Genomic DNA, 22,910 nt, shown 5'->3' on the forward strand with positions numbered 1-22,910 from the left:
GCTCAGGTCTCGCGGCATCAGGCCCTACATCAGCCAAGCGGTCAATTGCACCACCAGCAAAGCCATCAATCCGGCCACCACATCATCGATCATGATGCCAAAGCCGCCATGAACGTGTTTGTCCAACCAGCGAATCGGCCAAGGCTTAACAATATCGAACAAACGAAACAGGACAAAACCATACAGCACCCAACCCCAGCCGCTGGGCAGCCACAACAGCGCCAGCCACAGACCAATCCACTCATCCCACACGATACCGCCATGGTCGTGCACACCGAGGTCGCGTGAGGTTTGCTCACACAAAACCACCCCCAGCGCAAAGCCCGCCACCAGCACGCCTAAATACGGCAGTGTCGGTACGCCTTGCAGGCACAGCCACCACACCGGCAGTGCCGCTAAGGTGCCAAAGGTACCTGGGGCTTTGGGCGCCATGCCAGAACCCAAACCAAAGGCCAGCAGGTGAATGGGGTTGCGCAGGTTGGGCTTAACGGGCGTGGTCATATGGGGTCCAGTTTACGGTCACAAAGCGAAGCATATTAAGCCTGGTCGGCTGTGGATGGGTAGCCGCTGAAATAGGGCTGGTCGTCTTCGGCAATAACGATTGTCAGCCCAGTGACGGCTGCAATCTGCTGTGCCATTGCAATAATCTTGCTCGGATCAGCACTGTTGCAGTAGCTGTCCAGGTCCACCATAGCGGGGGAATATGTGGCTGAGCCAGGCGGCAGAGACGGCTCGCTCGTTAGACCACTGAGGGGTGCCAATTGGGGTACCAAACTTAGTCCAAAGTAGGTTTGCGTTGAGTTGGTGGTGGTCGAGTACGAATGTGAGCGCACCAATATGTGCGAAAAACCGGCAATGAGCCCCTGTTGTTGGCTTTCCTCAAATAATCGTTTTTTGCACAGGATGATCTTCTCGGGATGGACCTCTAAGTAGGACGAATACGACTGGGTACGGGTCAGTTGAATTAACAAGATGAACAAGCATGCGATCACAATTAAGGCGATGATTGGCGGCTGCTCTTTTTGCATCAGCTGCCAAGCGAGACCGAGCAGAAACAGCGCAAAGAAGTAGCACACAAATTTCAACAGGCCACTGCCTTCTGAAGTAAATCGTAGCGGTTTGCTCATTGTCCTTAATCCGTCAGTGGTGTTGTGGGAGCGTCATTTTATTGTGCTAGTGGCTGCGTCTATAAGGTGTCAATCGGATCGACATCCAAATGCCAGCGCAGCTGGCGCGGCAATCGCTGTTGCTGCAGATAGTGGATTATCTGATGCAGCACTTGATGCAACGCTTGGCGTTCATTGGCGTGTACCTGCAGCTGTTGGCGAAAGCGTCCTGCGCGGCGCTCCATAATGGCTGGAAACGGGCCGACCAAGCTAACGCGCACCTGTGGGTGCTGGCGTTGCCAATGTTGAACATGCTGACGAGTGTGCTGCAACAGCTGCTCGGCTTGGTGGCGGTCCTCACTTTCGGCGCGCAACAGCGCCAAGTGAGTGTAAGGCGGCAGTTGCCTTTGTTGGCGCTCTTGCAGCAGCGACAGCGCTAACGCGTGATAGCCATTGTCGAGCAACAGGTTCAGCTGCGGATGATCGGCATACAGGGTTTGGATCCACACCTCACCAGGCATTTCCGCCCGCCCGGCGCGTCCCGCCACTTGCAGAATCAGCTGTGCACTGTGCTCCATGCCGCGAAAATCCGAGCTGAACAAACCGGCATCGGCATCGAGCACCACCACTAAGGTAACGTCCGGGAAGTGGTGCCCTTTGGCCAGCATTTGGGTGCCCACCAAGATGCAGGGTCCGCCATCATGAATATCGTCATACAACTGGTCGAACGCTTGCTTGCCGCGCACGGTGTCACGATCCACGCGCCTTATCGGCCAGTTGGGAAACAACTCAAGCAGCTGTTGCTGAACTTTTTCCGTGCCCTGGCCAATGGACTCCAACCCTGGCTGGTGACAGCTGGGGCACACAGCAGGCACGGCTTGTTGATGGCCACAATGATGGCAGTGCAAATGATGCGGCCATTGGTGCAAGGTCAGACGGGCATCGCAGCGCCGGCATTCAGCCATCCAGCCACAGTGGTTACAGGCCAGCAGCGGTGCATAACCGCGACGATTTAGAAACACCAATACCTGCTGGCCGGCTTGCAAGGTGTCGTGCATACGCTGCAACACCGGCTGAGCAAACCCTGCCGTGAGTGGTTGATGCAACAAGCTGTGCAGCATCATGCCGGGCGGTTTGGCATTGCCGGCGCGCTGCGTCAACTTGATGTGCTGATATTTACCGATCAGCGCATTGTGCAGGCTTTCCAGCGATGGCGTGGCAGAGCCCAGTAAAATCGGAATGTCGCGCTGATGGGCGCGCACCACGGCAAAATCGCGCGCCGAGTAGCGCAGTCCGTCCTGCTGTTTAAACGAGGCATCGTGCTCTTCATCAATGATGATGGCGCCCAGCTCTGGCATCTGGGTGAACACCGCCGAACGAGTGCCAATGACAATGCGCGCCTTACCTTCGGCCGCTGCGCGCCAACCCTGCAAGCGTTCGCGATCATTTAGGCCAGAATGCAGCGCCACCACCGGCTCGCTAAAGCGTTGGCGAAAGCGTTTCAGAGTTTGCGGCGTCAGGCCGATTTCTGGCACCAATACCAGTATCTGGCGTTGGTGCTGCAGCAATTGCGCGATCCACTGCAGATACACCTCGGTTTTGCCCGATCCGGTCACGCCCTCCAGCAAACTGACGGAAAACTGGCTGCAGCGCAGCTGATCCAACGCTTGCTGCTGCTGGGCATTGAGCGCCAGCGCGGGCTGTTGTTCATCGGCTGCACTGGGTAGCGGTAGCAATTGCAGGGGTTCGATCAGCTGCAGCGTTTGTAAGCGTTGCAGTTGCGCTTGAGTAAACCCTCGGCTGGTCAGTTGCTGATGTGGCCATAACGATTGTTGCTCGAACAGCTGCCATAGTGCTTGTTGCTTGCTGCCGCGCAGGGTTGGCTCGTTGGCTGCTGCAAGGCGACGCCAATGACGTTCATCCACCTCATCTAGGCGGCTGCCTTTGCGCAACATGGCAGGCATCATCAGATCCAACACTTCGCCTTGCGTGTGGTGATAGTACTGCGCCAGCCACAGGCTCAGCTGCAAGGTTTCGGCATCGAACAGCGGCTGATCATCCAGCCGTTGCAGCAAGGACTTGAGTTTGTTGGCGGCAACATCGCTTTGCTCACGCGTGCCCAGCACTACGCCAGTAAGCAACTGGTTGGCAAAGTTGACGCGAACTCGTTGTCCGGGCTGGTAGTCGCTGCGGGCGTCTTCGGCGCAGGGGAGGTAGTCAAAGCTGCGCTGCAGCGGCACGGGTAATGCGACATCGACGACAAAAAATGGCATGAAAGGCTTGCTGCTGAAAAAGGCTCTGGTATTATGCGCGTCCTTATTGCCCACGCAAGGGCAGTATTTTATGAGCCAGTAGCGCGGTGCTGTTTCAAAGTCGGAGCAGTGGCGGCGTGAAGAACTTTTGAGGTGCACTATGAAAGACGGTATTCATCCAGAGTACGCAGAACTGGTAGCGACTTGCTCTTGCGGTAACGTTGTTAACACCCAGTCTACCAAGCCAGGCACAATGACACTGGACGTGTGCTCTGCTTGTCACCCTTTCTACACTGGTAAGCAGAAAGTGGTTGACACTGGTGGTCGTATCGACCGCTTCAAAAAGCGTTTTGGCACTTTCAAGAAGTAAGCCAACGCTCAAGAAAACCCGCTTCGGCGGGTTTTTTTATGCCCGTCGTTTTTCTACCTCAGTGGCTGTGCCAATGCGCTGTTGGCGGCAGGATTGTACAAGATCATTGCAGAATGATTCTGAAGCCACTTAGTATGGTATGAGCTAACAAGGAATAAGGGGCAAGTCGGTGTCAGAAGAAAGCGAACAGTTGACCGAAGAGCAGCGCATAGCGCGCCTTGAGCGCCATGTGTCTACCAATCGCACCACGCTGGCGGTGTTGGTATTGATTGGTGTGGTGATGCTGTCGGTGGGTCTGACGGTGGCGGTGGTGAAGTTTTTGGAACCAGAAACGCCGCTGATCGATCACAGCGAATTCGTCAAACTGCAAAAGCAGGTCGAAGCGCTTACCGACAGCGCCGATGCTTACCAACAGAATTTGGTGGATGCCAAGCGCGTAATGGATTCCAGCAACGCCACGGCGTTTAAGCGCATACTGCTGGAGCAAGAGCGCAGCTATCAGACGCATCTGCGTGCTTTGAAAGACGGCATGCGTGACTTGGCGCGCATGGTGCCCGGCTCGCGCACCTGGCTGGAAATCTACAACGAGCAAATGGACGAAGCGCTGCTGCAAAGTCGCGACCGGCAAAAGTACCTGCAATCACTGCAAACCGATCGCTTACCGCAAGCCCAGCCCCTGGACCTAGACTAAACCGCCAGCACCGGGCTGGCTTAGCACCAGCCTGGGCTCTCGCTCCGATGTAGCCGCCTGATTTAGCAACTCGATGTTAGCCATCCGGTTTTAGCCATCTGACCTTACTGCCCGTTTTTGGCCACCTGACTATAGCCGGTCGACTTAGCCGCGATGATCCGACACAAACGGGTTGTGCTGGCGCTCATGGCCAAAGGTAGAGTTCGGGCCATGACCGCAGATAAAGGTAATGTCATCACCCAACGGAAATAAACGCTCGCGAATGGAGGCGATCAACTCGCCGTGATTGCCCTGCGGAAAATCGGTGCGGCCGATGGAGCCGTTAAACAACACATCCCCTACCAACGCCAGCTTGTCGTCCGCGCTATAGAACACCACGTGGCCAGGCGTGTGCCCGGGTGTGTGCAGCACTTGTAATTGCACGTTGCCGAGCTGGATCTCATCGCCATGTTGCAGCCACTGATCCGGCTCAAACACTTCCACGGCTGGAAAGCCAAACATCGCCGATTGTTGCGGCAAGCCATCGATCCAAAAACGATCGCCTTGATGTGGGCCGATGATCGGCAGTTGTAACCGCTGCGCCAGTTCATGGGTGCCACCGGCATGGTCGATGTGAGCGTGGGTCAGCAGGATTTTTACCGCGTTGACCTCAAGCTGCTGCAGTTTGGCGATGATGCGATCGACCTCGCCACCCGGGTCAACCACGGCTGCTTGCTGAGTCTCGCTGCAGACCAAAATAGTGCAGTTCTGCGCGAATGGTGTGACGGGCAAGATATGGGTTTGCAGCGGCATACAGACTCCGGTTGTGTGACTATCGCGCAAGAGTAGCGATTGTCATGGCCGCTGCAAAGGGGCAAATGCTTAGGGCACCTGTGAATAGCTCTGCACAGCTCTGCGCGAGTGCAGCCCACGCCCTAAGGCGATCGCCAGAGAACTCTAGCTCTGTATCATCGATGGTTGCTGTAGCTGGCAAGAGCGGCAAATTGGCTGCGTGATCTAGAGCCCTCGGTATATCCAGAGCGGGCACCCAATTATTCAGGGGCGCCTTAGGGCTGGCGCAGCTTTGGCGCGATCGCTGCCAGCTGTGGCATGGTCATGCCGACCTGGGCGTTGATGTAGGTTGGGTCTGCGACCACGTACTCACGGCCTTGAAAGCGCACGCTGTCGCCTTTCACCGGGCTGTTAAACGCCACGGCGGTGGCAACGTGGCCTGGGTAGTCGGTGATGATCACATCCAGCCCCAGTAAGGTAGTGACCAGATGAGCGAACAGCGCCGCGCGATCTTCGCAGTCGGAATAGGGGTAGTGCAGCGTCTCCAGCGGGAACAGGTAGTTTTCCTCGCCAAATTGCTGGTCGTCGGTTTGATATTCGAACCCAGTTTGCACTATGTGCAGCAACCGGTTAACCGCTTGCTGTTCACTTAACCCGCTGAGTAGCGGCGCCAGGTCTTTGCTGAGCGAGCGCTGGCTGACGTCCGGCAAACCGACATCAAAATAGCGGCTCAACTGCAGCTGCGGCACGCTGGCGAGAAACGCCACATAGGCCTGCGAATAGTCCACCGACAGCGTGTGTTGTTTGCCCTCTAAGGTCACCGCCAGTTGGCGTTGCTGCAGTTGGCCGTCCAGCTGCAAATCGTTTAAGCCATCAAAATGAATGGCGCGGGTGCCATCGCTGTGCTGCTCGCCATAGGTCGAGACACGGCCGGCTGGGCCTTGCTGCGTCAGCGCGTAATAAGAGCGGCCATTGAGGGTGAAAAACGTCTCGCCGAAAATGGCGTCATCACTGGCCAGTAGTACGTAAATCTGGTTGTCGTTGAATGCCACGCGGGCATCAAACCCGGCTTGCAGCAACAAAAACCAGTTCAACAATCGCTGGCTGTTTACATCCTTCTGGGACTGCTGACTGAGTTGTTGGATCAGCATCACCATGGCCCAGTCGTTGAGTGTCAGCTGTTGTTGGTGATGGCGCAGGTCTTTCAAGGTGGGTTGCCAATCTTGCTCAGCCAAGGTCTGAAAATGCTGAGCGATGGCATCGCCATGGATGCGACTGCGAAAACGGCTGTGCTGACCTTTGGGCATGGCAATAGCCAGACGCTCACCAAAAAAGGTCAGCTCGGTGCGCGGCGCCGGGCTTGGCGGCAGTGCGCTACTGGGCGGCGTTACCGGCTTGGCGATGGGCGGCGGCGTTAGTTCAACGCGCGGCGTATCGTCGGACGTAGGCTGCATCGGCTCAGGCGCTGGCGGTTGTGCGACCGGCAGTGTGTCCGGCTTTGGCGCTTGATCCTCGGGTTGCTGCTGATCGGTATCTAAGGTCTGCCATGGGCGCTTAAGAAAACCGACAAATGCCTGATCCTGCTCGGAGAGATACTGCCGGAAGGCGGTTTGCGTAGAGTTTTTCCAGCGCTCGTATTCGGACGAATCCGCCACGGCGGTGGCACTTCCCAGTGAGCCGGACAACACCACAGATGAGACCAACAAAACGCGCAGCATACAATCGTTCCATGACAGAGAGAGAACAAGCCAACGGTGGCTGGCTTGGCGAGATTCACCACTGCGACTGCGCGCTGTGAGCGCGCGCCGCAACAGTGGTTAAGCTAGGACTAGCGCAGCTTGGCCATTTCCTCAGCCATTTCGTCGAACGACTTTTCGGCCTGGAATTTTTGCCACAAAGCACGCTCGTTGTTCATTGAGGTTTTCAGTGCTTCTTTGGCCAGTGTGTTGACGGTGTCGGCATCCAAACCAACCAGTACCACCATGCCGCCGCTTGGGGTTGGCATTTGACGGAAAATCTTTGAACCAATCAGGCTTTCTTTGGTGATTTGCTTGGTCACCGAGGTGTTCACCTGATCGACGGTTTCGCTGTCGGCAGTGCCGGTGGTTTCAGCAAACTGTTTGATCATGTTTTGCACTTCGACGCGCATGATTTGCGCCAGCTCAACACGTGCCGCAGTGGCGGCCATTTGCTTCATAAAGTTCGGGCCAGCGCCAGATTTGTCGGCGTAACCAACGGCAGACAAATCCAGTCCTTCAACTGGGCCGCCACACACCCAAGTAGGCGCTTCTTGATTTGAGCCATCAGCATAAACACAGTCAGCCAGGTCTGGGCGTGGTTCGTTAGAGGAGCAACCGACCAGCGCAGCGGTCACGGCAGCAGCGAATAGAGCGCGATATTTCATGTGTTTTCTCTCCTTGAAGGAAGCCTGCTTCAGGCAAAAGTCTGGAGGGGCAGAATAAATAAAGGCGGTGCCTTTTTCTAGCATTGAGGTCAGGGTATCGGACAACTGGCTGCAACTGGGTGTTCCATTTCAGCCGCTCACTGGATGTCAGCGGCTGATCTGGTCTGCTCAGCCGGTATTAGTGCTGATGGCCGCCAATACCGTGGGCGTGGCGGTGGGCGATCTCATCCTGAGTGGCTGCGCGCACGGCTAACACTTCGACGTCAAAGCACAGATTACGGCCAGCCAGAGGATGGCTGATGTCGACATCGACCATAAAACGCCCGACCTTTTTTACCGTTACTTGACGTACGCCTTGGTCGGTGTGAATCACGCCGACCATTCCCGGCCGCCAGCGTTTGGCGCCTTGCAGGTGTTTGACCGGCACGCGTTGCATGATCGCTTCGGTGGCTGGGCCGTAGGCCTGCTCCGCGCTCAGCTCGATACGGAAACGTTGGCCCGCTTCGTGACCTTCCATTTGCGCTTCAAAGGCGGCCAGCATATTGCCATGGCCTTGCAGGTAGAGCAGCGGTTCACCGCTGCGAGTACTTTCAATCTTCTCACCCTGATCATCCGTCAGATCGTAGTGCAGCTGCACGACCGTATTAGGGGCTATTTGCATGATGTCTCCAAACAATGGCTGTGAGGTCGGTTTGACCGACCGCTCCCTTGATATTCTAGCGCGCGGCCCAATATTCCAGAACAACGCAACACACCATCAGGATGTAAGCATGACCACGATTGTTTCCGTGCGCCGTGGCGATGAAGTTGTCATCGGCGGCGACGGCCAAGTGTCTCTGGGCAATACCGTAATGAAAGGCAATGCCCGCAAAGTTCGTCGCCTGTACAACGATCAGGTAATTGCTGGCTTTGCTGGCGGCACCGCCGACGCTTTTACCCTATTCGAAAAGTTCGAAGCACAGTTACAAAAACACCACGGCCAACTGACCCGCGCAGCGGTGGAGTTGGCGAAAGAGTGGCGCTCTGATCGCGCCTTGCGCCGCTTGGAAGCCATTCTGGCGGTGGCTGATCATACGGCCTCGCTAATCATCACCGGTAACGGCGATGTGGTGCAGCCAGAAAATGACCTGATTGGTGTTGGCTCGGGTGGCAATTACGCACTGGCGGCGGCACGTGCTTTGTTGGACAACAGCGATTTATCCGCACGCGACATCGTCGAAAAGAGCCTCAACATTGCCGGTGATATTTGTGTGTTTACCAACACCAATTTGACCATTGAAACCCTGCACAACGACGGCCCAACCAATGGAGAGAGCGCATGAGCCAAATGACCCCAAGAGAAATTGTTCACGCCCTCGACCGTCACATTATTGGCCAAGACGATGCCAAGCGTGCCGTTGCCATTGCGCTGCGCAATCGCTGGCGTCGTATGCAACTCGACACTGAGCTGCGCGATGAAGTGACACCGAAAAATATTTTGATGATTGGCCCGACCGGCGTGGGTAAAACCGAGATTGCCCGTCGTCTGGCCAAGCTGGCGAATGCGCCGTTCATTAAGGTGGAAGCGACCAAATTCACCGAAGTGGGGTACGTCGGTAAGGACGTGGAATCCATCATTCGCGACCTGACCGAAACCGGTTTAAAAATGCTGCGTGAGCAAGAGATGGAAAAAGTCTCTTACCGCGCAGAAGAAGCGGCGGAAGAGCGCATTTTGGATGTGTTGCTGCCACCACCACGTCAAACCAGCTGGGACACTACTGAAGAGCCAAAAGCAGAAGACAGCGGTACGCGTCAGATTTTCCGCAAGAAACTGCGCCAAGGTGAACTGGACGACAAAGAAATTGAAATCGATGTCGCCCAAGCCAGCCAGGTGGGGGTGGAAATCATGGCCCCTCCCGGCATGGAAGAAATGACCAATCAGTTGCAGAACATGTTCTCCAACTTGGGCGGTGATAAAAAGACCAAACGCAGCCTGAAAATCAAAGACGCACTGAAACTGCTGCGTGATGAAGAAGCCAGCAAAATGCTCAACATGGAAGAGTTGAAAGAGCGTGCGGTAGAGCTGGTGGAGCAAAATGGCATCGTCTTTATCGATGAAATTGATAAAGTCGCTAAACGTCAGGAAAGCGGCTCGGGTGGTGATGTGTCACGCGAGGGCGTACAGCGTGATTTGCTGCCATTGATCGAAGGCTGCACCGTTAGCACCAAATACGGCATGGTAAAAACCGACCATATTTTGTTTGTCGCATCCGGTGCCTTCCACTTGTCGAAACCGTCGGACTTAATTCCTGAGCTGCAAGGTCGTCTGCCGATTCGGGTGGAGCTGAGTGCCCTGACGCCAGATGACTTTAAGCGCATTTTGACCGAGCCTAACGCGTCGCTGACGGTGCAGTACAAGGCACTGATGGCAACAGAAGGCTTGAGCATCGACTTTACCGACGATGCCATCGAGCGTCTGGCGCAGTTCGCCTTTGATGTGAACGAAAGCACTGAAAACATCGGTGCCCGTCGTTTGCACACCATGATGGAGCGTTTATTGGAAAGTATTTCTTTTGATGCCACCGATCTCAATGATCCGATCACCATCGATGCGGCGTACGTTGACGACAAGTTGGGACAGCTGAGCACAGATCAAGACCTGAGCCAGTTTATTCTCTAACGCTCGTTCGTTTGCCTTTGCAGCAGCGGCTCAGTGCCGCTGCTGTGTCATACCCTAAAGCGCATTCACTCCTTAAACGTACTTACAGTTTAAGCAGCGCTCACACCTTAAACCGCGATAGCAGCTCTCTCAGACGCTGGCTTTCCAGCGCTAAATTGCCTGAGCTTTGCTCCGACTGATGCATGTAATCGGCGATGTGATTGGATGAGTCGGCAATGGTGGATAGGTTGCGGGTAATTTCCGTGGCCACACTGCGCTGCTGTTCCACCGCGCTGGCAATATTGATGTTCATATCGGAAATGGTGCTCACTGCCGTGGTTATGCTGTGAATACTGTCTGCCGCTTGCTCGGCCATATCGGCGGTGGCTTTGGAGGTGGTGACGTTATCTTCCATGGCGGCCACTGCCGTTGCTGCTTGCTGTTGCAGGCGGCTGATCATGTCGTCGATTTCTTCCGTTGATGACTGTGTGCGCGAAGCCAGCGTGCGTACTTCATCGGCAACCACGGCAAAGCCACGCCCTTGCTCACCGGCGCGTGCCGCCTCAATCGCGGCATTGAGTGCCAGCAGGTTGGTTTGCTCGGCAATGCCGCGAATGACGCTGAGCACCGAGCCAATCGATTCCGTTTCGCTGCGCAAGCCTTCGACCACATGTTGTGATTGGTTGATGGTGTCTGCCAGCTGGGCAATGCGCTGTTTGGTGTTTTGCACAATTGCCACGCCGGAGCGTGCATGCTCGTCGGCGTTGCGGGCAGCATCGGCGGCTTGCTCGGCATGCTGCGCCACCCCGGCAATGGTTTGTGTCATCTCGGTGGCGCCGGTGGCCGCTTGATCTGTTTGTAAGCGCTGCTCTTCGGTCAGGTTGCGTGTATCACTGCTGCTGGCGGAGATATGTTGGCTGCAATCAGACACGCGGGTGGTGGTATCGCGTACGTCGGTCATGACGTTTTGCAAGCGCTCGATAAAGCGGTTGAACGAACCTATGATGCTGGCAATTTCGTCCCGCCCGCAGCCAGGCAGGCGATAGGTTAAATCGGCTTCTCCGCTGGCTACGTTGGCCATGGCAGCGCTCAAATTGGCCAAGGGTAGGCGAATACTGCGGCTGATCAGCAGCAACAGCGCCGTCACCACGATCAAAATGGCGCAGGTAAAGGTCAACTGCTGGCGCATATCGTGTGCGAACTGCTGCTGCACGCCGTCAATGTATACGCCGGTGCCAATGATCCAGTCCCAGGCGGGAAAGTGGCGCACATAACTGAGTTTATCCACCGGCTGCTCACTGCCTTTTTTCGGCCACTGATAAGCGACCAAACCGCCAGCAGAGGACGCTTTAGCCACCTTCACGATTTCGCGAAACAGGTATAAGCCATTGGGATCTTGCACTTGGCTGACATTTTTCCCCTCTAACGCAGGCTTGGTGGCGTGCATAATGACCACCGGCTTAGAGTTGTTGATCCAGAAATAATCGTCTTTGCCATACAACAGATGGCGCACCGCTTCTTTGGCTTGCTGCTGCGCGTCCGCCTCACTCATGCCTTGGCGTTGCAGGCTGTGAAAGTAACTCACCTGGCTGTAGGCCGCGTCCACCAGCTGTTGCAACGACGCTTGTTTCTCATCGGTCAGTACCCGGTGTTCGGCGCTTAGCATCTGGGCTGTTAACGCCAAAATGGCGCAAGCGGTGACGGCGAGCATCAGCCACAAACGCTGGACGATACTGAGTTGGCGTAAGGACTTCATAGGCAGACAATCCTTTGAAATAGTACACTGTCCGCTGGCGCCCTAACCTCGGTGCCGACCAGCAGTGTGCAACAATAGAAGTGTTCACAGGCTGGAAGCAGTTTAGACCAACCTTTGCCATCGACAGGACTTGCCATGATCCCCGCCGCCATCAAAGTTCAAAAGACCAGTCGTACGTTGCAGCTGAGCTATGCTGATGGCGACTATCAGCTGAGTTTTGAGTTTTTGCGGGTGTTTTCACCGTCGGCTGAAGTCCGCGGCCATGGCACCGGCAATGGCGTATTGCAGTACGGTAAAAAAGATGTGGCCCTGCTGCGCATCGAACCTGCGGGCAACTATGCCCTAAAGCTGGTGTTTGACGATGGTCATGATTCAGGTTTGTACGACTGGAAATACCTGCGCCATTTGTGCGACAACCAGTCTTCATTATGGCAAGAATACCTGCAGCAATTAGAGGCCGCAGGTCAGGAGCGCAGCTCCAATATCATTCAATTTAAAGCGCTGTAGTCAGCGTATTACAGGAGTGTCCGATTGACGGATTCCAAAAACGGAACATTTATCGATCCTAATGCCGCCAGTGAGGCGGAAAAATACGAAAACCCGGTCGCTAGCCGCGAAGCCCTGCTGGCGCTGCTAGAGAGCAGTGACCGTCCCATGAGCCACGCCGATGTGTGCGAGGCACTCAGTGAAAACGACGAAGAGCGTATCGAAGCACTGCGTCGTCGCTTAATCGCCATGGCCCGTGATGGCCAGCTGATCAGCAATCGTCGCAATCAATTTATGCCAATGAGTAAAGCCAACCTGGTGCAAGGTCTGGTGATGGGGCATCGCGACGGTTTTGGCTTTGTTCTACGTGACGGCGAAGACGACGTTTATTTATCCAATCGCCAAATGAGCAAAGTATTTCATGGCGATCGCGTAGCCGTTCAGATTCTGGGGCATGACCGTCGTGGTCGCCCGGAAGGCAAAATTGTAGAAGTACTCGAGCGTAATACCCTGCAGGTAGTCGGGCGTTACTTTGATCAAAGCGGCGTTGGTGTTGTGCAGCCGGACAACAAACGGGTCAGTCACGAAGTACTGGTGCCGCCGCATGCGCGCCACGGCGCTAAGCATGGCCAGTTTGTGGTGGTGCAAATTACGCAACAGCCTAAGCCCGGTGGTTTGCCCATGGGCGATGTGGTTGAAGTGTTGGGTGATCACTTAGCACCTGGAATGGAAATTGATGTGGCGATTCGCAGCCACAACATTCCCAGTGAGTGGCCAGATGCGGTGCAGCACGAAACCAAGCGCTTGCCGGATAAAGTCGCTGAGGCAGATAAAAAACAGCGCATCGATTTGCGTCATTTGCCGTTTGTCACCATCGACGGTGAGGATGCCAAAGACTTTGACGACGCTGTGTATTGTGAAGTGAATAAAAGCACCGGCGGCTGGCGCTTATACGTCGCCATTGCCGATGTTTCTCACTACGTCAGAACCGGCAGTGCGCTGGACCACGAAGCGCATCAACGCGGCAACTCGGTGTATTTCCCGGAGTTTGTAGTGCCGATGTTGCCGGAAAAACTGTCCAACGGCTTGTGCTCGCTCAATCCAGAAGTGGATCGTCTGGTGATGGTGTGCGAAATGACCATTTCGAAAAATGGTCGTTTGTCGGGCTACAAATTCATGGAAGGCATTATTCACTCCCATGCTCGCCTGACCTACAACAAGGTGTGGCAGATGCTGCAGCGGCCATTGAGCGAAGATGGCAAAGCCTGGCGCAAACATTACCGGCCGATTGTGGGTCACCTGGAAAACCTCTACACCTTGTTTAAGTTGTTGCGGCAAATGCGTGAGCAACGCGGCGCAATGGACTTTGACTCGGTGGAGACGCGCATTGTCTTTGATGCCGAGCGCAAGATTCAGCAAATTGTGCCGACCACACGCAACGATGCCCACATGCTGATTGAAGAGTGCATGTTGGCCGCCAACGTGTGCGCAGCCGACTTTTTCCAGCGTTACGACTTAGCGGCGCTGTATCGTGTGCACAAAGGTCCGAGCGAAGAAAAACTGGAAAATCTGCACGCCTTTTTGGGCGAGCTGGGGTTATCCATGCCGCATGGCAAAGAGCCATCGCCAAAAGATTATCAAGCGTTGCTGCAGCAAATTCAGACACGCCCAGATTCTCACCTGATTCAAACGGTCATGCTGCGCTCGTTGAGCCAGGCACAGTACGACCCAGAGAACGAAGGTCACTTTGGTTTGGCGTTTAAAGCCTATACCCACTTTACCTCGCCCATTCGTCGCTATCCGGATTTACTGGTGCATCGTGGTATTCGCCACATTATTCGCAGCGATAAAGAATGCCGCCATGTGCGTCGTGTCGACGGCGCCAAACCGATTGCTGGTAAGCATATTTATCCTTACGACCTGGCGGCTATGGTGCAACTGGGCGAGCATTGCTCGATGACCGAACGTCGCGCCGATGATGCTACCCGCGATGTGGTTGATTTCCTAAAATGTGAATACATTCGTGAACACATTGGCGAGGAGTTTGAGGGTGTTATTTCGGCGGTCACTGGCTTTGGTTTGTTCGTCGAATTAAAAGACGTCTACGTCGAAGGTTTGGTGCACGTCAGCTCGTTGCAAAACGACTTTTACCAGTTCGATCCGGTTAAGCACCGTTTGACCGGCGAGCGCACACGCCGCAGTTTCCGCTTAGGGGACAGTGTTTGGGTGCGAGTGGTGGCGGTGAATCTGGACGATCGCAAAGTCGATTTTGAGCTTACCAGTGCACCAAAGCACAAAGGGCGTCAGGCCTTGGATATGCCTAAACCGGCGCGTATGCCACGGCGCCGTGCGCAAGGCAGTGATCAACAAGAAGAGCTGGCTCCTGGACGTAAGCCGTCTGCTGCTGCCCAAGGCAAAAAATCAGCGGACGACAAAAAAAGCAAAGGCAAGAAAAAGCCCAGCAAGCGTCAGAAGCTAAACGCCAAAAAGAACACAGATAAAAAGTCTGAGAAAAAAACCGCTAAAAAGTCGAAAAAGAAGTCGGCCAAAAAAGCCAGTAAAAAATAGAGTGACCTCCCTATGAAGTTAGACGCGGTTTACGGCTTGCACGCCGTTACCACCTTGTTGCAACGCTCTGCCAATCAAGTCGCCGAAATCTGGGTGCAGAAAGGCCGAGTGGATCAGCGCATGCAACGTGTATTGGAACTGGCGCAAGAACAAGGCATCTCCGTGCGCGAAGCGGACAAAGGTTTAATGAACCAAAAAGCCGATGGTAACCATCAGGGCATCATCGCGTTTCGCCAGCCGTTGCAAGGCACCAGTGAGAAACAATTGCCGGAGTTGTTGGACCGAATCGAAGGCACACCGTTTATTTTGATTCTCGATGGCGTAACCGACCCACACAACCTCGGCGCTTGTCTGCGCACCGCCGATGCCGCCGGTGTGCATGTGGTGATTGCTCCGAAGGACAAGTCCGCACCGCTCAACGCGACTGCCGCGAAAGTGGCTTGCGGCGCTGCCGAAGTGGTGCCGTATGTGCAAGTCACCAATCTGGCGCGCACCATGAAGGAGCTGCAGGAACGTGGCATTTGGATTGGTGGCGCCGCCGGTGAGGCGCCTGCCAGCATTTATCAGCAGGATATGTCTGGCCCGCTGGCTTTGGTGATGGGCGCCGAAGGCGCGGGCATGCGTCGCTTAACCCGTGAGCATTGCGACTTCCTGATTAACATTCCGATGGCGGGTGAAGTCAGCTCGGTGAATGTGTCGGTGGCTACTGGCATTTGCTTATTTGAAGCCGTGCGTCAACGCCGCGGCTGATACGCACCAGCTGCATCGGCGCAGCCGCCGCTGTGCCGATGCAGTGTTGCCAACGTCTCCATCATTGCGTGCACCGACAGTAAGTGCGCCGGTATTAAGTGCGCTGGCAGTGCGTTAAATAAGATCCAATGCTCTGGCTTGCTCGTGCAGCTGATCGCGGAATGCCGGGTGAGCAATGCCAATTAAGGCTTTTGCCCGTTGCGGCAGCGATAAGCCTTTTAAATCCACACAACCGTATTCCGTCACCACAAAGTGGGTATCCATGCGGGTGTCCGTCACTGTGCCGCCAAGCAAGGTCGGTACGATGCGGCTCAGGGTGCCGCCTTTGGCGGTGGATTGCAGCGCAATAAACGACCGCCCACCTTTGGAGCGGAAAGCACCACGGACAAAATCGAGCTGTCCGCCAGTGCCGGAGAACGGCTGGCCAGCGAGCTGCTCGGCATTGATTTGACCGGTTAAGTCGACCTCAATGGCGGCATTGACCGACACCATGTGTTGGTTTTTCTGAATAATCATCGGGTTATTCACCCAAGAAGCCGGGTAGCCAACGATCGATGGATTGTCGTCCATAAAGTCGTACATGGCTTTATTACCCAAGGCGAGGGTAAACACGTGCTTGTGTTGCATCCACAATTTGCGCCGACCATTGAGCACGCCTTGTTCAATCAGTGACACCATCGCCGGGCTGAACAGCTCCGAGTGCAGCCCTAAATCTTTATGATCTTGCAGCAGCCCTAATACTGAGTTGGGCACACCGCCGACCCCCATTTGCAGGGTATCGCCATCGTCGATGCGCTCGATAATTAGCCGCGCGATTTGCAGGTCGATTTCACTGGGCTCGTTGGGCTGAATTTCGATCAGCGGTGTATGGTTTTCGATAATGGCGTCAATTTCCGAGATGTGCACCGAGCATTCACCAAAGGTGCGCGGCATGTTTTCGTTCACTTCCACCACGACTTTGCCGGCCTTGCGAATCACACTGGCACCATAATCGGCATTGGTGCCAAGGCTGAAATAACCGTGACGGTCCATCGGCGACACCGTCACCATAAAACAATGCGGTTCAATGTATTCGGTCAGCAGTCGCCCCACTTGGGAAAAGCTGGCAGGTACAAATTCCATCATCGCCCGACGTGGGTACTTTTTTAGCGCCTGGCGGTCATGGCCGCTCATAAACAACGGCCGTGGGCAGACCTTGTCGGCCAGCTCAGGCACGAGAATGGTGTCGCACAAGGCTTGCGTACCGTGCATGTAATACAGGTTGAGCTCGTTCAGCTGTGACTGGTGCAAAGCATCGGCGACGCCTTTCATTAATGCCGGTGGCATGGCCACGCTCATGCCGAGAATGAGGTTGTCACCATCGCGCAAATAGTCGGCTGCCTGCTGTGCGGTGGTGAGCTTTTGCTGGTAAAGGCCGTGAATATCCATGGCTGCTGAACCCTGTGTAATGAGTGGTGAGATGAAGAATTCATCCAACCTTAGCAGGCCGCTTTGAAATTACGATGACAGCCAGCAAGGACTGGTCAGGTTTGGCAGATTAGACCCGGCCAGCACCCTAGTTACTGGGCATCGGCCACTTTGTCGGTTGGCTTTGACTGGTTTTTGTGGGGCTTGGCACATGGGTTGCCATTGCTGAGCCTCCGGCTTGGGCGCAATAATAGGCGCTTGGTTTGAACTGGGCGCGACATTGAGCGCAACCCGCAACTTTAGAGGAGCGACACGTGGATTGGTGGCAGGATTTACTCAACCAAAATTATGACTGGTTCTGGGATGTGGGCATTGCTCTGTCGCTGACGTTAACGCTGGCGTTTCTGTGGCGTATGGCACGCCATAAGATGCTCGTGCTGGCCGCCAAAACCCGCAATCGTTGGGACGATGTGGTGGTAGAAGCCATCGGTGTGCCGATCAACTGGGCCATTTTGGCGATTGGTGCCACCTGGACAGCGGACATCAGTGCTCGCCACTTTGCTTCCGAAATTGTTACCAGCATTCCGATTGTGCGTCAGCTGTCATTGCTGATTTTGGTGGCGTGGGCCATCTGGCGTTTAATCAATCGGATCGAGAGCCGTCAACTGGATCAAGGCGCTGACCCTACCACGGTGATGATGGTAGGCAAGGTCGCCAAGTTGGCGGTGGCGTTTCTGATTGTACTGCCAGTGTTCCAGATGCTCGGCATTTCCATCTCTGGCATTCTGGCGTTTGGTGGTGTCGGTGGTCTGGTGGTCGGTATGGCGGCCAAAGATCTGCTGGCGAATTTCTTCGGCTCGTTGATCATTTATATGGATCGCCCGTTTAAAGTCGGTGACTGGGTACGCTCACCGGACCGCAGCATCGAAGGCACGGTGGAGTACATCGGCTTTCGGGTGACGCGCATTCGCACCTTTGATAAACGCCCGTTGTACGTTCCCAACTCGGTGTTCACCAGTATTGTGGTGGAAAACCCATCGCGCATGCTTAATCGTCGTATTTACGAGACCGTCGGTGTGCGCTATCAGGATGCGCGCAAAATCCAGCCGATTATGGACGATGTGCGTGCCATGCTGGAGCAGCATCCCGACATCGACCAGAACTGCACCATCATCGTTAACTTCAACAGTTTTGCTGCCTCCAGCCTGGATTTCTTTATCTACACCTTTACCAAAACCACCGCTTGGGTGGAATTCCACGGCATCAAGCAAGACGTCTTATTGAAGGTGATGGACATCATTCACTCGCACGGGGCGGACTGCGCTTTCCCAACACGCACCTTGCACCTCGACTCTATGCCGGAGGCGCTTCAAGCGTCGCAAAATAGCGATCTATCGATGCCAGCTGCGACTGCACAAAATCAATAAAGGCGCGGCTGATGGGGCTGGGCTGTTTGGCTTTGGGATACACCAAGCACCAAGAACGCCGCAACGGGAAGTCGGCCACTGCTACTTCCTGTAACAGCCCCAGCCGCAGCTCGGCCAAAATGCCCATCTTGGGCAGTACCGCCACGCCCATGCCGGCCATCACTGCGTGTTTGACCGCATCGTTGGAGCCCAGCTCCATCACCGCCTGCAAAGTGACCCGACGCTGCTGACAGTGCTGCTCCAGCGCCAGACGAGTGCCAGAGCCGGGTTCTCGTAGCAACAATGGGTAGTGCAGAAACTGCTCCAGCGACACCGATGTCGCAGCCGCCAACTTATGCTGCGCCGGGGCCACCGCGACCAGTTGGTTGTCGAGAAATGGCAGCGAGGTCAGTGGCCGCTCAGTGGGCACCAAACCCATAATCACCAAATCATCGCGATTGTCTGCCAGGCGCTCCAGCGCCTGCTGCCGATTGACCACGTCGATGCGTGCCTGAATGGCCGGAAATTGCTGCAAAAATAACTGCAACAAGTGCGGCACCACGTACTGTGCCGTGCTCACGGCAGCAATGCACAGGTCACCCGCCAATTGGCCCTTTAAAGCGTGTAAGTCGCTTTGCATGTCTTTTAACTGGGCGAACATGGCGGCGATGTTCGTGGCCACCACCTCGCCAGCTGGGGTGCAATACAGTTTGCGCCCGACGTATTCAAACAGAGTGTGATCCAACGCCTGTTCCAGCTGGCGGATTTGTGCACTGACCGCTGGTTGCGTCAGCCCCAATAAGGCTGCGGCTTTGCCATACCCGCCTTGCTCATACACGGCTTTAAACACCTGCAGTTGTCGCAGGGTTAAACGACTGACCAGCTTTTGTACAGATAATGGCATGAGCAATGAGTCTCTTATTCATCCATAAGTAATAGCTTATGGATAACCAAAGAAATATCAATTATGGCTGATGGAGTGGCTGGGATAGTCTGAAAACACGTGATGAATGGAGGCGCTCCCGTGTCCCAGCTAAAAAAAGTTCTGATTGCCAACCGAGGTGAAATCGCCGTTCGCATTGTGCGCGCCTGTGCCGAAATGGGCATTCGCTCGGTGGCGATTTACACCGAGCCCGATCGCTATGCCTTGCACGTCAAACGCGCGGATGAGGCCCACTCACTTGGGGAAGACCCCATTGCCGGCTATCTCGACCCATCCGCCATTGTGAATTTGGCGGCGCAAACGGGCTGCGATGCCATCCATCCGGGTTACGGCTTCTTGTCGGAAAACGCCCGTTTTGCCTATTTGTGCGAACAGAAGGGCATTAAGTTTATTGGTCCGAAATCCTCTGTGATTGAACGCATGGGCGATAAAACCGCCGCTCGCGCCAGCATGCGCGCTGCCGGTGTGCCGGTCACGCCGGGTTCCGATGGCAATTTGGCGTCGATAGAAGACGCCAAACAAGTGGCGGCGCAGATCGGTTATCCGGTGATGATCAAAGCCACCTCAGGCGGTGGCGGGCGTGGTATTCGCCGAGTGGATAACGAAAAAGAGCTGGAACAGCAGTTTCCGCGTGTTATTTCCGAGGCAACCAAGGCTTTTGGCAGTGCCGATGTGTTTTTAGAAAAATGCATCATTAATCCGCGCCACATTGAGGTGCAGATTCTGGCCGACAGCCAGGGCAGTGTGGTGCATTTGTACGAGCGTGATTGCTCCATTCAACGGCGCAATCAAAAGCTGATTGAAATCGCACCGAGTCCGCAGCTAACCCCAGAACAACGTGAATACATTGGCGGCCTGGCGGTAAAAGCGGCCGAAGCCGTCGGCTATGAAAATGCCGGCACAGTGGAGTTTTTGCTCACCGGCAACGAAGTGTATTTCATGGAAATGAATACCCGGGTGCAGGTGGAGCACACCATTACCGAGCAAATCACCGGCGTTGATATTGTGCGCGAGCAACTACGTGTGGCAGCGGGTTTACCGCTCAGTTTTCGCCAGCAAGATATCAGCTACCGTGGTTTTGCGCTGCAATTTCGCATTAATGCCGAAGATCCTCAAAACGATTTTTTACCCAGCTTTGGCCGCGTTTCGCATTATTACGCCCCCGGCGGCCCTGGGGTGCGCGTCGATACCGCCATTTACACCGGCTACGACATTCCACCCTATTACGATTCCATGTGTTTAAAGCTGGTGGTGTGGGCGCTCAACTGGGAAGAAGCCATCGCCCGTGGCGAGCGGGCATTGGACGACATGCACTTGCAAGGCATTCGTACCACCGCGCCTTATTATCGCCAGATTCTCGGTAATGAGGATTTTCGCAGTGGCCAGTTCGACACCAGTTTTGTGCCCAGCCATCCAGAGCTGCTGAAATATTCTAATAAACGTCAACCCGGTGATATTGCACTGGCCATCGCCGCCGCCGTAGCGGCCCACGCCGGCTGGTAATCAGGAGAGAGACCATGAGTGTGAAAAACAAGCCGATTGAAGTCACAGATTTGATTTTGCGTGATGCGCACCAATCTCTGATTGCCACTCGCATGCGCACCGAAGACATGCTGCCCATTTGCGAAAAACTCGACCGTGTTGGTTATTGGTCGCTGGAAGCCTGGGGCGGTGCCACCTTTGATGCCTGTGTGCGCTATTTAAAAGAAGACCCGTGGCAGCGCTTGCGCCAATTGCGTGCCGCACTACCGAATACGCGCTTGCAAATGCTATTGCGCGGTCAGAATTTGCTGGGTTATCGCCATTATGCCGACGACGTGGTGAAGGCTTTTGTGCATAAATCGGCTGAAAATGGCATCGATGTTTTTCGGGTGTTCGATGCATTGAATGATTTGCGTAACCTCGAAGTGGCGATGAAAGCGGTAAAAGACGCCGGTAAGCATGCCCAAGGTACCATTTGCTACACCACCAGCCCGGTGCACACCACTGAGATGTATATTCAGCAGGCCAAAGACCTGCGCGATATGGGCGCCGATTCGCTCACCATTAAAGACATGGCCGGTTTGCTGACGCCGTTTGCGTCTTACGACATTGTCAAAGCCATTAAAGGCGCGGTGGATTTGCCGTTGGTGATTCACAGCCACGCCACGGCCGGCTTGGGTGGTTTGTGCCAAATGAAAGCGGTAGAAGCGGGTGCCGATCGCATTGATACCGCCATTTCCTCTTTTGCTGGCGGTACCAGCCATGCATCGACGGAATCTCTGGTGGCGGCATTTCGTGATACGCCCTTTGATACCGGGCTGGATTTAGAACTGCTGAGCGAAATTGCCGACTATTTCCGTGAAGTGCGTAAAAAATACCACCAGTTCGAAAGCGAATTCACCCGTGAGGACGTATCGGTGCAGATTAATCAAGTACCCGGCGGCATGATGTCCAACCTGGCCAATCAATTAAAAGAGCAAAATGCCCTCGATCGCATTCGCGAAGTATTTGATGAAATTCCCCGCGTGCGCAAAGACTTGGGCTATCCGCCGCTGGTCACGCCGACGTCGCAAATTGTTGGCACTCAGGCGGTGTATAACGTGCTCTCTGGCGAGCGCTATAAAACCATTACCAACGAGGTGAAGCGCTATTTAAAAGGCGGTTATGGCAAACCACCGGCGGAGGTAGACGCCGCCTTGCAGAAAAAAGCCATTGGCAATGAGCCTTATTCCGATGCGCGCCCAGCCGACGCCCTGAGCCCGGAGCTGGATAAATTGCGCAAAGAAATTGGCGAACTGGCGACCAGTGAAGAAGACGTGCTGACTTTTGCCATGTTTCCAGATTTGGGCCGCGACTTTTTGCAGCAGCGCGCCGATGGCACTTTGCAGCCTGAGCCACTGGAGCCGCCAGCCAGTGCCGGTGGCCGCCCAGTGGATGCCATTTCTACCGAGTTCTTGGTGGATGTGCATGGCGAACAGTACGAAATTGCCATTACCGGCGCTGGCACCACACAAAGTGGCAAACGCAAATTGTATTTGTCGCTGGATGGCATGCCAGAAGAAGTCATGGTCGAGTCGCTCAACGAATACGTGGCCGAAGGCGCCAGCGGGCGCAAACGTGCCTCTGAGCCTGGCCATGTGACGGCAGCCATGCCAGGCAATATTGTCGATGTGCTGGTGGCCGTGGGCGACAGTGTAAGCGCAGGCCAAGCGGTATTGATTACCGAAGCGATGAAAATGGAAACCGAAGTGCACGCCAATATCGACGGCAAAGTCGTCGCCGTGTATGTGGAGAAGGGCGATCGGGTGACTCCGGGCGAGGTGCTGGTCGAAATCGAGTAGTGCTATCACACACGCCATAAAGCCCTCGGAGCTTAGGTT

The 22,910-nt window shown here is 55.0% G+C and carries 20 protein-coding genes; 10 read left to right on the plus strand and 10 right to left on the minus strand.

The features are described from left to right. Nucleotides 1-24: 24 nt before the first annotated feature. Genes CHH28_RS06575 through CHH28_RS06585 form a run of 3 tightly spaced genes read right to left on the minus strand, consistent with a single transcriptional unit; the run spans nucleotide 25 to nucleotide 3,379 of the window. Nucleotides 25-501, minus strand: coding sequence for a phosphatidylglycerophosphatase A (locus tag CHH28_RS06575; protein ID WP_094059560.1), 477 nt, complete (start codon nucleotides 499-501; stop codon nucleotides 25-27). A 35-nt stretch (nucleotides 502-536) separates the two neighbouring features. Then, nucleotides 537-1,127, minus strand: a complete 591-nt coding sequence (locus CHH28_RS06580; protein WP_094059561.1) for a hypothetical protein — start codon at nucleotides 1,125-1,127, stop codon at nucleotides 537-539. A 59-nt stretch (nucleotides 1,128-1,186) separates the two neighbouring features. Next, on the minus strand, nucleotides 1,187-3,379 hold the full coding sequence (locus tag CHH28_RS06585; protein WP_094059562.1) for a primosomal protein N': 2,193 nt from the start codon (nucleotides 3,377-3,379) through the stop codon (nucleotides 1,187-1,189). Between the two features lie 139 nt (nucleotides 3,380-3,518). Between CHH28_RS06585 and rpmE the strand changes: the two genes are divergently transcribed. After that, nucleotides 3,519-3,728 carry a 50S ribosomal protein L31 gene (gene rpmE, locus CHH28_RS06590; protein ID WP_094059563.1) on the plus strand — a complete coding sequence of 70 codons (210 nt, stop codon included), beginning with the start codon at nucleotides 3,519-3,521 and terminating at the stop codon, nucleotides 3,726-3,728. Between the two features lie 169 nt (nucleotides 3,729-3,897). Beyond that, nucleotides 3,898-4,419 (plus strand): hypothetical protein, encoded by a 522-nt coding sequence (locus CHH28_RS06595; RefSeq protein WP_094059564.1) that lies wholly within the window; start codon nucleotides 3,898-3,900, stop codon nucleotides 4,417-4,419. A 144-nt stretch (nucleotides 4,420-4,563) separates the two neighbouring features. Here CHH28_RS06595 and CHH28_RS06600 read toward each other — a convergent pair whose 3' ends face one another. From CHH28_RS06600 to CHH28_RS06615, 4 genes are all read right to left on the minus strand, one after another. Next, nucleotides 4,564-5,205, minus strand: coding sequence for an MBL fold metallo-hydrolase (locus CHH28_RS06600; protein WP_199244079.1), 642 nt, complete (start codon nucleotides 5,203-5,205; stop codon nucleotides 4,564-4,566). A 260-nt stretch (nucleotides 5,206-5,465) separates the two neighbouring features. After that, a complete protein-coding gene (locus tag CHH28_RS06605; RefSeq protein WP_094059566.1) occupies nucleotides 5,466-6,908 on the minus strand; it encodes a hypothetical protein in 1,443 nt (480 codons plus the stop codon). 110 nt (nucleotides 6,909-7,018) lie between these two features. Then, nucleotides 7,019-7,594, minus strand: a complete 576-nt coding sequence (locus CHH28_RS06610) for an LPP20 family lipoprotein (protein ID WP_094059567.1) — start codon at nucleotides 7,592-7,594, stop codon at nucleotides 7,019-7,021. A 178-nt stretch (nucleotides 7,595-7,772) separates the two neighbouring features. Continuing rightward, entirely contained in the window at nucleotides 7,773-8,255 is a 483-nt protein-coding gene (locus CHH28_RS06615; RefSeq protein WP_094059568.1) for an FKBP-type peptidyl-prolyl cis-trans isomerase, read from the minus strand. Between the two features lie 109 nt (nucleotides 8,256-8,364). On the opposite strand from CHH28_RS06615, the gene hslV reads away from it, so the two are divergent. Then, nucleotides 8,365-8,916, plus strand: a complete 552-nt coding sequence (gene hslV / locus CHH28_RS06620; RefSeq protein WP_094059569.1) for an ATP-dependent protease subunit HslV — start codon at nucleotides 8,365-8,367, stop codon at nucleotides 8,914-8,916. Beyond that, on the plus strand, nucleotides 8,913-10,253 hold the full coding sequence (hslU, locus tag CHH28_RS06625) for an HslU--HslV peptidase ATPase subunit (RefSeq protein WP_094059570.1): 1,341 nt from the start codon (nucleotides 8,913-8,915) through the stop codon (nucleotides 10,251-10,253). Before hslV ends, hslU begins: the two co-directional genes overlap by 4 nt. 100 nt (nucleotides 10,254-10,353) lie before the next feature. Here hslU and CHH28_RS06630 read toward each other — a convergent pair whose 3' ends face one another. After that, entirely contained in the window at nucleotides 10,354-11,988 is a 1,635-nt protein-coding gene (locus CHH28_RS06630) for a methyl-accepting chemotaxis protein (RefSeq protein WP_094059571.1), read from the minus strand. A gap of 135 nt (nucleotides 11,989-12,123) precedes the next feature. On the opposite strand from CHH28_RS06630, the gene CHH28_RS06635 reads away from it, so the two are divergent. The 3 genes from CHH28_RS06635 to rlmB are packed head-to-tail and all read left to right on the plus strand — an operon-like array spanning nucleotide 12,124 to nucleotide 15,792. Beyond that, on the plus strand, nucleotides 12,124-12,495 hold the full coding sequence (locus tag CHH28_RS06635; RefSeq protein WP_094059572.1) for a gamma-butyrobetaine hydroxylase-like domain-containing protein: 372 nt from the start codon (nucleotides 12,124-12,126) through the stop codon (nucleotides 12,493-12,495). Between the two features lie 24 nt (nucleotides 12,496-12,519). Beyond that, a complete protein-coding gene (rnr, locus tag CHH28_RS06640; protein ID WP_094059573.1) occupies nucleotides 12,520-15,042 on the plus strand; it encodes a ribonuclease R in 2,523 nt (840 codons plus the stop codon). A 12-nt stretch (nucleotides 15,043-15,054) separates the two neighbouring features. After that, nucleotides 15,055-15,792, plus strand: coding sequence for a 23S rRNA (guanosine(2251)-2'-O)-methyltransferase RlmB (rlmB, locus tag CHH28_RS06645; RefSeq protein ID WP_094059574.1), 738 nt, complete (start codon nucleotides 15,055-15,057; stop codon nucleotides 15,790-15,792). A 114-nt stretch (nucleotides 15,793-15,906) separates the two neighbouring features. Here rlmB and CHH28_RS06650 read toward each other — a convergent pair whose 3' ends face one another. Further along, a complete protein-coding gene (locus CHH28_RS06650) occupies nucleotides 15,907-17,220 on the minus strand; it encodes an acetyl-CoA hydrolase/transferase family protein (protein ID WP_094059575.1) in 1,314 nt (437 codons plus the stop codon). A gap of 293 nt (nucleotides 17,221-17,513) precedes the next feature. Here CHH28_RS06650 and CHH28_RS06655 point away from each other — a divergent pair, with 293 nt between their 5' ends. Beyond that, nucleotides 17,514-18,626 (plus strand): mechanosensitive ion channel family protein, encoded by a 1,113-nt coding sequence (locus CHH28_RS06655; protein WP_094059576.1) that lies wholly within the window; start codon nucleotides 17,514-17,516, stop codon nucleotides 18,624-18,626. Here CHH28_RS06655 and CHH28_RS06660 read toward each other — a convergent pair. Then, a complete protein-coding gene (locus CHH28_RS06660; protein WP_094059577.1) occupies nucleotides 18,553-19,509 on the minus strand; it encodes a LysR family transcriptional regulator in 957 nt (318 codons plus the stop codon). The genes CHH28_RS06655 and CHH28_RS06660 overlap by 74 nt on opposite strands. A gap of 102 nt (nucleotides 19,510-19,611) precedes the next feature. Here CHH28_RS06660 and CHH28_RS06665 point away from each other — a divergent pair, with 102 nt between their 5' ends. Together CHH28_RS06665 and oadA are read left to right on the plus strand one after the other, a co-directional pair. Further along, on the plus strand, nucleotides 19,612-21,051 hold the full coding sequence (locus CHH28_RS06665; protein WP_094059578.1) for an acetyl-CoA carboxylase biotin carboxylase subunit: 1,440 nt from the start codon (nucleotides 19,612-19,614) through the stop codon (nucleotides 21,049-21,051). Nucleotides 21,052-21,065: 14 nt separating this feature from the next. Next, nucleotides 21,066-22,871, plus strand: a complete 1,806-nt coding sequence (gene oadA, locus CHH28_RS06670; RefSeq protein WP_094059579.1) for a sodium-extruding oxaloacetate decarboxylase subunit alpha — start codon at nucleotides 21,066-21,068, stop codon at nucleotides 22,869-22,871. The last annotated feature ends 39 nt before the right edge of the window (nucleotides 22,872-22,910 follow it).

This window comes from Bacterioplanes sanyensis, from assembly GCF_002237535.1.
Classification (GTDB): domain Bacteria; phylum Pseudomonadota; class Gammaproteobacteria; order Pseudomonadales; family Oceanobacteraceae; genus Bacterioplanes; species Bacterioplanes sanyensis_A.